We start from the raw sequence: 14,124 nt of genomic DNA, 5'->3' as shown, positions 1-14,124 counted from the left end.
GCCACATGATCTCGCGCATCGTCAGCTTTGCCCTGCACCAGAAGCTCTTTGTCTGGCTGGGGCTGCTAATCTTCGTCGGCGTCGGCCTGGCCGCGTTCAAGAACCTGCCCATCGAGGCTTTCCCCGACGTTTCCGACATCCAGGTCAACGTCATCACGCTGTACCCCGGCCGCGCCGCGGAAGAAGTCGAGCGGCAGGTCACCATCCCGATCGAGACCGCGCTGGCCGGCACGCCCAACGCGGTGCGGGTGTTCTCGCACACCCAGTTCGGCCTGTCGTTCATGATGGTGACGTTCAACGACCGCGCCACCGACGTGACCGCGCGCCAGCAGATCCTGGAGCGGCTGCGCAGCGTCGACCTGCCCGACGGCGTGCATCCGGACCTGGCGCCGCTGTCGACCGCGATCGGCGAGATCTTCCGCTTCCGGCTGACCGGCAAGGGCTATACGCCGCAGGAACTGCGCACGCTGCAGGACTGGGTGGTCGAGAAGAACCTGCGCCAGGTGCCGGGCGTGGCCGACCTGGTGACGATCGGCGGCACCATCAAGCAGTACGAGGTCAACCCCAACCTCGCGCGCATGCGCGACGCCAGGATCTCGCTGTCGCAGCTGTTTACCGCGCTGCAGCGCGCCAACGCCAACGCCGGCGGCGGCGCCGTGGCGCACGGGCGCCAGCAGTTCCTGCTGCGCTCGCTGGGCAGCTTCCGCACCTCGGCCGACATCGCCAACGTGGTGGTGGCCGAGAACAACGGCACGCCGATCCTGGTCAAGGACATCGCCGACGTCAAGATAGGCAGCGCGCCGCCGCAGGGCCTGATGGGCCAGGACGATGAAGACAACATCGTCTCGGGCATCGTGGTGATGCGCAAGGGCGAGAACCCGTCGCTGGTGCTCGAAGCGCTGAAGAAGCGCATCGACCTGCTTGACGACCAAATCCTGCCCAAGGGCGTGAAGATCGTGCCGTACTACGACCGCTCCACGCTGATCGACAAGACCCTGCACACGGTGTTCGGCAACCTGGTCGAGGGCGCGCTGCTGGTGATGGCCGTGCTGTACCTGTTCCTGGCCAACGTGCGCGCCGCGGCGATCGTGGCGCTGGTGATCCCGCTGGCGCTGCTGTCGACCTTCATCGGGCTGACCTGGGTCGGCATCCCGGCCAACCTGCTGTCATTGGGGGCGATGGACTTCGGTATCATCGTTGACGGCGCGGTGATCGTGGTCGAGAACATCTTCAAGCGCCTGGGCGAGCTCAAGGAGCAGCAGATCCGCGACAGCAAGGCGCGGCTGCACGCGATCCTGCTGGCCACCACCGAGGTGGGCCGTCCGACCGTGTTCTCGATGGTCATCATCATTGCCGCGCACATTCCGATCTTCACGCTGCAGCGGCACGAGGGCAAGATCTTCGCGCCGATGGCCTATACCGTGACGGGCGCGCTGATCGGTTCGCTGATCATTTCGCTGACGCTGGTGCCGCTGCTGTGCCACCTGCTGCTGAAGAAGAATATCGCGCACGACGACAACTTCGTGGTGCGCCATTGCAAGCGGCTGTACGAGCCCATGCTGGGCTGGGCGCTGGACCACAAGAAGCTGGTGGTCGGCGCCGCGCTGGGCCTGCTGCTGGTGACGGTAGGCGTGGGCAAGTTCCTCGGCAGCGAGTTCCTGCCCGAGCTGGACGAAGGCTCGATGTGGGTCAGCTTCGACCTGCCGGCCTCGGTCTCGATCGACGAGGCGCGCGACCAGGCGCGGCTGCTGCGCAGCATTATCCGCAAGACGCCGGAGGTCAACACCACCATCTCCAAGGTGGGCCGTCCCGACGACGGCACCGATCCCAAGCTGATCAACACCGTCGAGGTCCTGGTCGATCTCAAGCCCGAGAAGCAATGGCGCGATGGCTTCAACAAGCGCGCCATCATCGGCGAGATCGACAGGAACCTGCGCCAGCTTCCAGGCATCGAGCCCAATTTCTCGCAGCCGGTGCGCGACAACATCCTGGAAAGCATCTCGCAGATCAAGGGCCAGATCGTCATCAAGGTGCAGAGCGACAGCCTTGAGCAGAACAAGAAGGTGGCAGACCAGATCCTGGCAAACGTGCAGTCGGTCAAGGGCGTGATGCGCGCCTTTATCGACCGCGACGGCGAGCTGCCGCAGTACGTGCTGGAGTTCGACCGTGCCCAGGCCGCGCGCTACGGCATCAACGTGGCCGACGTGCAGGACCTGATGGAAACCGCGCTCGCCGGCAAGGCCGCCACCGAGCTGTGGGAAGGCGAGCGCCACTTCAGCGTGGCGGTGCGCCTGAAGCCGTCCGAGCGCGAGCTGCCCAACCTGCCCAATATCTTCATGCAGACCGTCGACGGCGCGCAGGTGCCGCTGTCGCAGCTGGTGACCTTCCGCGCGGCGTCGGGCGCGATGAACATCAGCCGCGAGAACGGCCAGCGCACCACCTCGATCGGCATCTTCATCCGCGACCGCGACATGGGCAGCGTGGTCAAGGACATGCAGGCGCTGGTGAAGAAGAACGTCAAGGCCGACGACGTCAAGATCAGCTGGTCGGGCGAGTTCGAGAACCAGGAGCGCGCCATGGCGCGGCTGGCGATCGTGGTGCCGCTGTCGGTGCTGATGATCTTCCTGCTGCTGTTCAACGCGTTCAAGTCGTTCAAGAGCGCCACGCTGATCATCTCGAACATCCCGTTCGCGCTGATCGGCGGCGTGTTCGCGCTGTTCCTGACCGGCATCCCGCTGTCGGTGTCGGCGGCGATCGGCTTTATCGCGCTGTTCGGCCAGGCGGTGCTCAACGGCGTGGTGATGGTGACGTACTTCAACCAGCTGCGCGATGAGGGCATGCCGGTGCGCCAGGCCGTGCTGACCGGTTCGATGGACCGGCTGCGCACAGTGCTGATGACCGCGCTGCTGGCGATGCTGGGCCTGTTCCCGATGGCGATCTCGCGCGCGATCGGTTCGGAGACGCAGCGCCCGCTGGCCATCGTCATCATCGGTGGTCTGATCACCGCCACGGTGCTGACGCTGATCGTGCTGCCGACGCTGTATGAATGGATGATCGGCCGCAACTGGCCGGACGAAGAGGGCGAAGCGCCTGACGAGAGCAAGCTGACGGCGTCGATCTCGGACTGAGGCTTTCCGGCTGGTGTACTCCCCTGTTCCGCGAGCGGTACAGGGGAGCCTTCTTCACGCGCAAACTCCCCGCAAGTGCCGCTCCCGGACCCTGGTGTCGGAATAGTCTGACGCACCTTTCGGAGCCCCACGCCTGCTTCCGGACCCCCCCGGCTCCTACTCTGTACTTACGGCGTGGCCAGCAGCATAGCCGCCGGCCTCTCATGCGTACCCTTACGCAAACAACCGGAAAGGAGCCCGACATGATGAAGAAATGGCTGACCGCAGCGGTATGTTCGATGATGGTTGCCGCACCGGCAGGTTTTGCCCTCGCGCAGGCGGCGCCGGCTGGATCCAAGGCTGACTATGACGCGGCCGTGAAGCAGGCAGACGCGGACTACAAGGCTGCCACCGCCAAGTGCGACGGCATGAAGGACAACGCCAAGGACGTCTGCAAGGCCGAAGCCAAGCGCGACCGCGACGTTGCCAAGGCCCAGGCCGAAGCCAAGCGCGACGGCACGCAAAAGTCGATGGCCAAGGCCGAGAAAGTGAAGGCTGACCGTGACTACGACGTTGCCAAGGAAATGTGCGACGACAAGAAGGGCAACGACAAGGACGTTTGCAAGAAGGACGCCAAGGCTGCCCATGAACAGGCCCTGATCCCTGCCAAGGTCGACAAGGCCGCGGCGACCGGCTCGCGCGCCGATGTGGCGGAAGCCCGCGCCGATGCCAAGAAGGACACCATGGACGCCGCTTACAAGGCCGACAAGGAACGTTGCGATGCGATGTCCGGCGATTCCAAGGACAAGTGCCAGGCTGACGTAAAGGCCAAGTACGGCAAGTAAGCCTCAAGTAAGCCGTCAGGCAGCACATGCCGGCGTTGTCGCCGGCATGGCCCAGCCGGGCCGACCGCCAGCCACTGGCGGACCATTCATCGACGCAATGACGGGCGGGTCGCGCGCGGCCCGTCCGCCCCGCATGAAGGAGCACAACATGAACTGGGACCAGATCGAAGGCAAGTGGGAGCAGGCCAAGGGCAAGATCAAGGAAAAGTGGGGCAAGCTCACCGACGATGACATCGCGCAGATCAATGGCAAGCGCGACCAGCTCGCCGGCCGTATCCAGGAGCGCTATGGCTACACCAAGGAGCGCGCCGAGGAAGAGATGAAGGCGTGGGAGAACGACACGCGCTGGTAGGCCGGCTTGTCACCGCAGCAAAAGAAGGCAAAAGAAAGAGAAGGCGGGACGCCCTAGGCGTCCCGCCTTCTTTTTGTGCGCCCGGCAGGGCGCACTCACTTGAGGGTGCAAGTCCCTTATATACCCGGCAAGGGGAAGTATTAGCCAGAGGCAAGGGTTCCCCGGGCGACTGGGGGTCTGAAGGAAGCCCGAGGCAAAGCGCTGGCCTGACGAACAGGAAGCGGATGAGGCGCCGTATCGGGGTAAGACAGCGAAAATTGTCAAAGCCCAATACTTGCACGGAGCGATGCGGCGTATATCCGACAGGCATAAGCGTGAAGGTGGGTGCGTCATACCCGGGGAGATCTGCTCCGCTGCCATAGTGCTACCGGCGTCGAGAGGCGCCGGGATGGCGGTGCAGAAGTCAGCAGAGGCCATATGAGGTGCGCGGTTGGTACCAAAGGGCCGAACATGAACGAGCGCGATTAGGACGACAGACCTCGATGCTTACCGACGAAGCCCAAATGCACGAACGAGTGCAGCCCACAGCGGAGGAAGGCGGGCGGAACCTGCCCGGGGCCGATGGGGGTGCGGAGGCTGGCACGGCGGCTGTCGGGCAAACGAAAGCGCAGGCGCCATCGCTGATGGAGGCGGTGGTCAAGAGAAGCAACATGTGGCGGGCGTACCGGAGGGTGGTCGGCAATGGTGGCGCGGCCGGGGTGGATGCCCTGGAAGTGACGGCATTGCGCGACTGGTTGAAGGTGCAATGGCCAAGCGTCAAGGCGGCGCTACTGGCCGGCCAGTACATCCCGCAGGCGGTGCGTGCGGTGGACCTCCGCAAGCCTACGGGCGGGGTTAGGACACTGGGCATCCCGACGGTGGTGGACCGGCTGATCCAGCAGGCGCTGCTGCAAGTCCTCCAACCGATCTACGAACCGGGGTTCTCCGAGTCGAGCTACGGCTTCAGGCCGGGGCGCAGCGCCCAGCAGGCGGTCTTGCAGGCACAGCGGTACGTGCAGGAAGGGCGGCGTTGGGTGGTGGACATCGACCTGGAGAAGTTCTTCGACCGGGTCAACCATGACATCCTGATGTCGCGGGTGGCACGGCAAGTGAAGGACAGCCGGGTGCTCAAGCTGATCCGGCGGTATCTGGAAGCGGGGCTAATGCGTGGCGGGGTGGTCGAGGCAAGGAGGCAAGGCGCGCCGCAGGGCGGGCCGCTGTCGCCGCTGCTGTCGAATATCCTGCTAACGGACTGGGACCGCGAACTGGAGAAGCGTGGGTTGGCGTTCTGCCGTTATGCGGACGACTGCAATATCTACGTCCGAAGTAAGACGGCGGGGCAGCGACTGTTGGCCGAGATGACGGCGTTCCTTGCGGAACGGCTGAAGCTGCAGGTCAACGAGGCCAAAAGCGCGTGCGCACGGCCGTGGACGCGTAAGTTCCTTGGCTACAGCCTGACGGTACACCGACAGGCGCGGCTACGTATTGCCCCGGAAAGCCTGAAAAGGCTGACGGAGCGGGTGCGAGAGCTGATGCGTCCGGGACGAGGGCGGAGCCTGGCCCATACCCTTGCGGTGCTAAATCCGGTGCTGCGCGGGTGGATCGGGTACTTCCAATACACGGAAGTGAAAGGCGTGTTGGAGACGCTGGACGGGTGGGTGCGGCGGCGGTTGCGCTGCTTACTATGGCGGCAGGCGAAGAGCCGCGCTACCCGCACTGTGATGCTACGTCGACAGGGTTTAACGGAGGCTCGCGCGTGGCACTCGGCCCGCAATGGGCGAGGCCCATGGTGGAATGCCGGGGCAAGCCCCATGGGCGCGGCCTATCCAAAGAGCTACTTCGACGCCATGGGGCTGATATCGCTGCTGGATACTCAGCGGCGCTTGCAGTCTCGTTCGTGAACCGCCGTATGCGGAACCGCACGTACGGTGGTGTGAGCGGGCTGAGGGGGCGACCCCTCACCCGACTCGATGCACGGGTAATGCTTTGGATACCCCCATGACGTGGGGAGTGATCCACGTGGCATTAAGCAGACGTTAGCTCTGTATGCAAAGAAATGAAGCACGCATCACGCGCAGACGGCATTAACATGTCGCCTCGCGCCAGCGCGCCAGGGATAGGTGCCGACCTGCCGCTGCACGCCTGCTGGCTAATCCGGCTTGTCCTGGCTGTCTGGCCTGTACCCGCACTGCGCATGTACGCTGCCCTGCCTGCCTTCGTCTCGTCAACCTTCCTCGGTTACGGCCTCTACGTGCTGGTGACCAAGGGAGTCACGCGCGTGTCGGCATCGTTCTTCCTGCTGTGCGTGACCACCTTTGCCTGGCAGGGGACATGGGTCTTCCTGTACCAGGCCACGCACCCCGACGTGGCGCTGTTGCTGTCCCGCCTGGGTTACCTGTTCATCCTGTTCCTGCCGACGACGTTCTACCACTTCATCGCCGAAGTGACCGAGCGCCGCCAGGAGCGGCCGCTGCTGCTGGCGTCGTATGCGGTCAGCCTGGTGCTGGCGGTGCTGCTGCTGACTACCGGACAGGTGGTGTCGGGCTACTACACCTATTTCTTCGGCGACTATCCCAAGGCCGGGCCGCTGCATCCGCTGCACCTGGCGCAGACCGCGCTGGTGGCGATGCGCAGCGCCTGGATCCTGGCCGAGGCCCGCCGCAACGCCACCGCCGAACGCCGCAAGCGCTACAAGCTGTGCCTGGTGGCGGTGGCGCTGTATTCGCTGGCGGGGGTCGACTACCTGGTCAACTACGGCGTGGCCTTCTACCCGCCGGGCGTGGTGGCCGTGGCGGCCAGCCTGGGCATCCTGGCCGCCAGCGTGGTGCGCTACGACCTGATGCATCCGTATTCGCTGGCGGCCACGGTCGCGCATGAGGTGCGCACGCCGCTGGCCACGATCCGCATGCAGGCGCAGGAGCTGGCGCGCACCTGGCCGCAGGTGCTGCAGGGCTACCAGCTGGCGGTCGAGCATGGCCTGTGCGAAGACCGCATGCGCCCCGGGCAGCTCGAGCGCGTGTCGAGCCTGGTCGGCGCGATCACGCGCGAGGTCGACGGCACCAGCACGGTGATCGACATGGCGCTGGCCTCGGTCACGCTCGAACGGCTGGACCGCAGCACCTTCGCGCCGCACGGCATTGCGGACTGCGTCCATGCGGCGCTGGAGCGCTACCCGTTCCAGGGCGATGAACGCGGCTGGGTGCATGTGCGCGGCATCGATGCGGGCTGGCGCTTCGTCGGCTCCGATACGCTGCTGGTCTACGTGCTGTTCAACCTGCTCAAGAATGCGCTGCATGCGATCCGCGCCACCGGCGGCGGGCGCATCGACATCACCGGCGCGACCGAAGGCCAGCACCACGTGATCCGCTTCCGCGATTCCGGCCCCGGCATCGCGGCCGACGTGCTGCCGCGCATCTTCGAGCCGTTTTTCTCGACCAAGGCGCATGGCCTGGGCTCCGGCCTCGGCCTGGCGTTCTGCCGGCGCGTGATCGAAACCTTCGGCGGCCGCATCGAGTGCGAGTCGGTGCCCAGGGTGCACACCACCTTCACGCTGCGGCTGCCGCGCTTCACCGCGATGGCCGACAGCCGGCTGCGCACCAGCACCGCCGGCTGAACCACGCCGGCGGTACGGGTCTCGCAACAGCAGTCTTACCGCGTTTCAGCGGAGATCAGGCGGGCACTGACGCATGCCGCGCCGCTGCTTCAGCTGGCAAACTCGGGCAACGCCAGCTCATACTCCTTCACCCGTTCGATGATCCCCGCCGGGAAGCGCGAGATGCGCTTCTGCCGGTCGGCAAACACGATCTGCTGGTAGCCCAGCGACACCGGCTTGCCGCCCACGCAGAAGCGGAACAGCAGGTAGGCCGAGCACTGGCGCACCTGGAAGGTGTTCAGGTAGCAGTCCACGCGCTGGAACGGGAAGGTTTCCTCGACATACTCCTGGTGCGCGCGCTTGGTCACGAAGACGCCGCCTGCGGCCAGCAGGTTGTCGTGGATGCATTCATGGAACCACCGCTCGCGGCAGATGCCCTGCCATTCGAAATAGCGGGCGAAGTACGTATTCATGAAGGCATTGGAATCCTTGAGGTAGATGTCGATTGCATGGTAGAAGGTCTTGTGTCCGCCCGCCTCGAGCGAGCCTGGCTCCGGCATCGCCGTCGCGTGGTTCAGGACTTGGGGGATCACGTCTCGCATCAACATGTGTTGACTCCTTGAAAGAGCTGCAGGCGGCAGCCACGCCTGCCCCGGGGAGGTCGGGGCATGATGGCATTCTGGCCGGTTGCAGTGCGCTGATGTGCATGCAGTGTCACGCGGGGGCGTGTGGCGTGGATCGGGCTGGTGATCTGACGGCGGCCACGCCGTAGTACGCGGTCAGCGGCGGTGAGCGGCGGTCAGACGTCGCGACTGCGGCGGCTCCGCGTCATATCCCAGCAGGCCCGCCAGCAGCGGCCAGCGCCGCGCCGCCGCCTGCGCGGCGCGCAGTTCCTGGTGGTCGAAATAGCGGCGCGGGTCGAAGCCGTCGACCTCGCTGCCAAGGACGTCGATATCGCTGCGCGCCAGCGGCAGCCCGCGTGCGTTGGCCGGCTTCATGGCTTGCCCTCGATCCAGACCCCGTCCGGCGTGCGCACGACATAGCCGTTGCCTTCGCGCATGGTCACGGTGGCCTCGTTCTCGCCGACCATCTGCGTCTGCGGCAGGTCGCTGGCATAGCTGGCCAGGTCCGGTGCCTGCGCGGCGAACGGGTTCTCGGCAATCAGGTTGGACAGCAGCTGCGCCAGGCCCAGGTAGCTGGTTGGCGCATCGATGGTGACGGTGCGGTCGTTGCGCCTGGGCAGGCCCACCAGCTTGACGCCCACCGGCACGTTGACGATGCGGGGGGTCGGAATCTCGCGCATGCCGGCGATCTGGTTGGCGTCGCCGCGCAAGGCAGCGCCATGCTCGGGCACGAACACGATCACCGCGCGCCGGCCCGATTGCGCCACCATCTCGATGACCTTGTCGATGTCGCCCAGCAGCCGCGACAGCCGCAGCGGATAGGACTCCAGGCTGGACAGACGGTTGTCGGTCATGCGGTTGCCGTCGTGCAGCGTCACGGTGTTGTAGTACAGCGCCTGCGGTCCGCCGCCGGCCTGCTGGCGATCGCGGAACCAGCGCTGCAGCACGTCGAAGTCGCCGATGACGGGCGAGCTGTCGAACGAGCGCATCGCCACCGGCAGGCCGGTGTTGGGGGGCGGCGCGACGCCGTCGACACCGATCTCCTTCTCCACTTCCTTGAGGAAGTTGTCGAAGTGGCCGTCGTGGTTGAGCAGCATGCGGGTGGAGAAGCCCGCCTGCGCCAGCGCCTGGAACAGGTGGCACTGGCCCGGCGCCGGGTCGTACAGCGCCTTGTGCTCGGGCTGGCCGCAGGCCGCGCGCAGCACGCGGATCGCCGCCGGGCCGCTGTAGCTGGCCGCCGAGCTGAAGTTGGTGAACAGGAAATCGAAGCGCTGCAGCAGCGGGTTGTCGCGCGCGCGCGCCGTGTCGAGGTCGTCCCATGACAGCGAGCAGATATGCAGCACGATCACGTCGTACTGCGCATCCGACGTGCCGGGCGTGGCCGCCAGCCGTGGGAAGCTGACCTGGCGCAGCGCTTCCTGGTTGCGGAACGCGGCCAGCCGGCCATCCGGGCCGCTTGCGGTAACCTCGGCGCCGCCACCGGCCAGCGCCGCGCCGGTGGTCAGCGCCGCGGTCGCGGTGCCGGCGCGGGCGCCTGCGATGCCGCCGGGGCCGCCGGCGCCGTACAGCGCCTGCCACAGCGGCACCGCGACCAGCGCGCCCAGCACCAGCGTTGTCACCCGCACCCAGCGGTTCACGAGCCAGAAGATCACCAGCGCCGCCAGCGCAACCAGCAGCATCTCGCGCGTGATGACGCGCTGCGCGAGTTCCAGCATGTACGCGGGCGTAAACGCCTGCAGGTTCGAGAACTGCGAGACCACGCGCGAGAATGGCGGCAGGTCCGATTCACGGTACATCAGCGCGGCGCCCGCCACCACCGCCAGCACGTGCCGCAGCGCGGACAGCGCCGGATGGCGGATGCGCACCACCAGCAGCAGCGCGAACAGCAGGTTCAGCAGCCATTGGGGATGCAGCCGGCCGATAAAGAACAGGTACAGCTTGGCGATGAAGTAGAGGTTCCAGATGCCCATTGTCCGAAGCGTGGCGTTGCCGCGTTTGCGTTGTGTTTGAGGTCAGAGCCGGCGCGGGCGCACGCGCTCGGCCAGCGCCGTGGTGGCGCCGCGGAACGCATCGACCAGCCGCAGCAGCCCCTGGTAGCCCATCTCGATCACTTCCTTGAGGCCGCGCAGGGGCACATCCACCGGCTGCTCGTCGACCCAGTGGATCCAGGCATCGGCGCGCCCGAAGGTGCACTGGATCAGCTGCTGCTCGGTGCGCGCGTCCATGCCGTCGAAGCGCACGCCCATCTGCCGCTCGACATTGCGGGTCACCACCGCCGGGAAATGGTAGCTGCGGGTGCCGCGCGACAGGCACACGCCCACTTGCGTGCCGGGCTCGACCCTGACTTCCACCGGCAGCGCCAGGCCCAGTCCGCCAAGCGAATAGTTGTCGGTCTTGCACGCGAGCGTGCGGCCGTCGGGCAGCAGCAGTGTCGCCGGCACGCGCATCGGGATGCGATGCGATACGCGCACCTGGCGCGCTTCGCGCGCCACGCCGATGGCCGCGCCCAGCATCACCAGGTTGGCCAGCGCCCAGCCCAGGTTCATGATGATCGCCGAGGGCTCGAAGGCCGGATCGAACAGGATGCGACCGAGGCCCAGCAGCAGTGCGATCACGTTCAGCGCCAGCAGCACCAGGTAAGGCTTGGAGATGGTCCAGTCGAGGTATTCCTCGCGGATCTGTCCGCCCTTGGCCGTGACATTGAACTTGCCCAGCTTCGGATTGATGAACGCCATCGTGGTCGGCAGCACGATGTACCACGCCAGCACCGATTCATAGACCTCGGCCCAGAACGAATGCCGGTAGCGTCCCTGCAGGCGCGAGTTGGTGATGTTGGCGACAAACAGGTAGGGCAGCACGTAGGCCATGATCAGCACCGCCGAGGTGTGGATCACATGCAGCCCGAAATACAGGTATGCGATCGGCATGGTCAGGAAGATCAGCCGCGGCACGCCGTAGAAGAAGTGCAGCATCGCGTTGGTGTAGCACAGGCGCTGGAACAGGTGCAGGCCCTTGCCGAACATGGGATTGTCGATGCGGAAGATCTGCGCCATGCCGCGCGCCCAGCGGATGCGCTGGCCGATATGGCCGGCCAGGTTCTCGGTGGCGAGCCCGGCGGCCTGCACGATGCGGATATAGGCGCTGTTGTAGCCGCGGCGATGCAGCTTCAGCGCGGTGTGGGCATCCTCGGTCACGGTCTCCACCGCGATGCCGCCGACTTCTTCCAGCGGCGCGCGCTTGATCACCGCGCACGAGCCGCAGAAGAAGGTGGCATTCCAGAAATCGTTGCCGTCCTGGATCAGCCCGTAGAACAGGCTGCCTTCATTGGGCACGCGGCGGAAGGTGTCGAAATTGCGCTCGAACGGGTCGGGCGAGAAGAAATGGTGCGGCGTCTGCACCATCGCGCATTTGGGGTCGGCGATAAACTCGCCCATCGTCATCTGCAGGAAGGAACGCACCGGCATGTGGTCGCAGTCGAAGATCGCGACATACTCGCCCTGCGTGTGGCGCAGCGCTGAATTGATGTTGCCCGCCTTGGCGTGCGCGTGTTCGGTGCGCGCCAGGTAGCCCACGCCGGCGTCGCGCGCGAAGTCGCGCACTTCGTCGCGGCCACCATCGTCGAGGATATAGATGCGCAGTTTTTCCCGCGGCCAGTCCAGTCCCAGCGCGGCATAGACGGTCGGCTGCAGCACCCGCAACGGCTCGTTGTAGGTGGGGATCAGCACGTCGACAGTAGGCCAGCTCGCGGTATCGGGAGGCAGCGGCGCCGGCTGTCGGTTGAGCGGCCAGATGGTCTGCACGTAGCCCAGGAACAGCACGATCCAGGTATAGAGCTCGGCCGCGAACAGCAGGTAGCCGAAGACAGCTTCCGGCACGTTCTCGAACTGCAGCGTGGTGGTGATGCGCCACCAGATATAGCGGCCGGCCATCAATACCGACAGCGCGGCCATGGTGAGCGTGGCGGCGCGTCCGGGGATGCGGCGCAGCACCAGCAGGCCGACGATGATCAGCATGGCCAGCAGAAACTGGTCGCGCAGCGGCAGCGGCGTGGTGCACAGCAGGATGCCCGCGGCGGCGGCCAGCGACAGCAGCGCAGGCATCAGCCACGGCACGCCGGACAAAGTGGGCGACAGCGACTCGAGACGCAGTCCCACGCGTTTCCAGTCGATGGCCGGCAGCCGCGCCAGGAGCCGCCGGCGCAGCCGCTTGGCGCGGAAGTAGACCGGTTCGAGCCAGCTGCGGAACCAGCGGCGCAGTGCGCTGGGCTCGGGCGGCGCCTGCGGCTTGCGGCGATGGTGCACGCCGGCGGCGAGCGGCACCAGTGCGCGCGGCGGCCGCAGCAGCGCCCGGCTCAGCCAGATGCGCGGGCCGTGCTGGTGGCGCGGGATATCCAGGCGCTGGCGCAGGCGCCGCCGCATCCAGTTGGCAGCCAGAAGCGCCACGTCAGGGCGCCCGCGCGGCGGGGTGCGGAAGAACACCCGCAGCAGCCACAGGCTGACCGGGGCCTCGGTGGCCACGCCCAGCTCGCGCGCCAGCGCGCGGCGCAGCACCTGGAACCAGTCGGCCGCGCGCCGGCGCAGCGGCAGGGGCAGCAGCGCGCGCATCATGTCCGCTCGGTCTCGGTGGCCATGGGGCGGGCGCCCATGTCGCGCACGCTGTCGGGTCCGGCCTTGCCGCGCACGGCGAGCAGGCTCCAGCCCGATACCCACGAGGCCAGCCCCTGCAGGTCATGGGCCGCCTGCGAGTACGGCGTGCTGCGGCAAAAGCTCTCGCCTCGGGCAAAGGCTTCGGGCACGGCGGCGTCCTCGTGCACTTCATACGGCAGCAGGTCGCCGTCCAGCGTGGCGCGCAGCAGCACCGAGATATCGGTATGCAGCTGTCGCGCCGGCTGCAGCCGCGTGACCGCGCAGGCGACAGCGGCGCCGCTCTCGCGCAGCGCCGCGCGCAGCGGCGGCAGCGTGGCGCAGGTCTGCGGCTGCGGCGGCACCAGCACCAGCACCAGATCCGCCGCGGCGATGGCCTGGCGCGCATACGGCGACGGCCACGGCGCGCTGTCGACCAGCGCCAGCGCATTGGCCGGCAGGTCCACCTGGGCCAGCAGGCCGCGCAGCCAGTGCGGATCGCGCTCCATCCGCTCGGCCATGCGGCCTTGCTCGGCGGCACCGCCGGGGTCGCCCCACGGCACGAACAGCACGCCGTCGTCGCTGCGCTGCCCCGCTTCATTCCACCTGGCGCTGTTGCACAGACCTGCCCCGGCCGGCGCGCGCAGGCCGAAATGGAAGCCAAGCACCCCGCGCGGGTCGCATTCGAGCGCCAGCGCAGGATGGCCGTGCCAGGCCAGCAGCGTGGCGAGTTCGGCGGTGACGGTGGTGCGGCCCGCGCCGCCGACGGTCGAGACGATGGCTACGGTCTTCATTCGCGCTCTCCGCTCGCTTCGCGCCAGCGCCGGCCGCGGATCACCACCGGCTGCAGCTGGGGCGGCAGCCGCACCGCGCGGCGCGCGCGCGGCAGGCGCCAGCGCGGCAGCAGGCGCAGCAGCCGGAAGTGCCAGACCACCCAGGCCACCGGCACGGCCAGGATCAGTCCCCAGATGAAATAGCCGAGAAACAAGTCCATGGTGATTTCC

11 protein-coding genes are annotated in these 14,124 nt (G+C 66.9%); 5 read left to right on the top strand and 6 right to left on the bottom strand.

Features of this window, described 5'->3' with window-relative positions:
* The first annotated feature begins 5 nt into the window (after positions 1-5).
* The 5 genes from VSR71_RS30420 (at position 6) to VSR71_RS30400 (ending at position 7,896) form a co-directional block, all read left to right on the top strand.
* Positions 6-3,128: a CusA/CzcA family heavy metal efflux RND transporter gene (locus VSR71_RS30420; RefSeq protein ID WP_342917280.1), complete on the top strand. Its 3,123-nt coding sequence runs from the start codon at positions 6-8 to the stop codon at positions 3,126-3,128.
* 242 nt (positions 3,129-3,370) lie between these two features.
* Positions 3,371-3,952 (top strand): hypothetical protein, encoded by a 582-nt coding sequence (locus VSR71_RS30415; RefSeq protein ID WP_342917279.1) that lies wholly within the window; start codon positions 3,371-3,373, stop codon positions 3,950-3,952.
* Positions 3,953-4,100: 148 nt separating this feature from the next.
* Positions 4,101-4,304: a CsbD family protein gene (locus tag VSR71_RS30410; protein ID WP_342917278.1), complete on the top strand. Its 204-nt coding sequence runs from the start codon at positions 4,101-4,103 to the stop codon at positions 4,302-4,304.
* 482 nt (positions 4,305-4,786) lie between these two features.
* Positions 4,787-6,184 (top strand): group II intron reverse transcriptase/maturase, encoded by a 1,398-nt coding sequence (gene ltrA / locus VSR71_RS30405; protein ID WP_342917277.1) that lies wholly within the window; start codon positions 4,787-4,789, stop codon positions 6,182-6,184.
* A gap of 293 nt (positions 6,185-6,477) precedes the next feature.
* Positions 6,478-7,896 (top strand): sensor histidine kinase, encoded by a 1,419-nt coding sequence (locus VSR71_RS30400; protein ID WP_342917276.1) that lies wholly within the window; start codon positions 6,478-6,480, stop codon positions 7,894-7,896.
* An 89-nt stretch (positions 7,897-7,985) separates the two neighbouring features.
* Here the strand turns inward: VSR71_RS30400 and VSR71_RS30395 are convergent, their stop codons facing one another.
* The 6 genes from VSR71_RS30395 to VSR71_RS30370 all read right to left on the bottom strand — a co-directional run bounded on the left by VSR71_RS30395 (position 7,986) and on the right by VSR71_RS30370 (position 14,114).
* On the bottom strand, positions 7,986-8,483 hold the full coding sequence (locus VSR71_RS30395) for an acyl-CoA thioesterase (protein WP_342917275.1): 498 nt from the start codon (positions 8,481-8,483) through the stop codon (positions 7,986-7,988).
* A gap of 171 nt (positions 8,484-8,654) precedes the next feature.
* The gene (gene bcsR, locus VSR71_RS30390; protein ID WP_342917274.1) at positions 8,655-8,873 is read right to left on the bottom strand and encodes a BcsR/BcsP family cellulose biosynthesis protein; all 219 of its coding nucleotides are present in this window, start codon (positions 8,871-8,873) and stop codon (positions 8,655-8,657) included.
* A complete protein-coding gene (bcsG, locus tag VSR71_RS30385) occupies positions 8,870-10,468 on the bottom strand; it encodes a cellulose biosynthesis protein BcsG (protein ID WP_342917273.1) in 1,599 nt (532 codons plus the stop codon). Before bcsG ends, bcsR begins: the two co-directional genes overlap by 4 nt.
* A gap of 42 nt (positions 10,469-10,510) precedes the next feature.
* Positions 10,511-13,102, bottom strand: coding sequence for a UDP-forming cellulose synthase catalytic subunit (gene bcsA / locus VSR71_RS30380; protein ID WP_342917313.1), 2,592 nt, complete (start codon positions 13,100-13,102; stop codon positions 10,511-10,513).
* Positions 13,102-13,914 (bottom strand): cellulose biosynthesis protein BcsQ, encoded by an 813-nt coding sequence (gene bcsQ / locus VSR71_RS30375; RefSeq protein WP_342917272.1) that lies wholly within the window; start codon positions 13,912-13,914, stop codon positions 13,102-13,104. The genes bcsA and bcsQ overlap by 1 nt, the downstream gene beginning before the upstream one ends.
* The gene (locus VSR71_RS30370; protein WP_029047114.1) at positions 13,911-14,114 is read right to left on the bottom strand and encodes a hypothetical protein; all 204 of its coding nucleotides are present in this window, start codon (positions 14,112-14,114) and stop codon (positions 13,911-13,913) included. The genes bcsQ and VSR71_RS30370 overlap by 4 nt, the downstream gene beginning before the upstream one ends.
* Positions 14,115-14,124 lie beyond the last annotated feature (10 nt).

The organism is Cupriavidus oxalaticus (genome assembly GCF_038900635.1).
Taxonomy (GTDB): domain Bacteria; phylum Pseudomonadota; class Gammaproteobacteria; order Burkholderiales; family Burkholderiaceae; genus Cupriavidus; species Cupriavidus oxalaticus_B.
The sequence above is the reverse complement of the archived record's forward strand: the minus strand, read 5'-3'. Positions and strand labels throughout refer to the sequence as shown.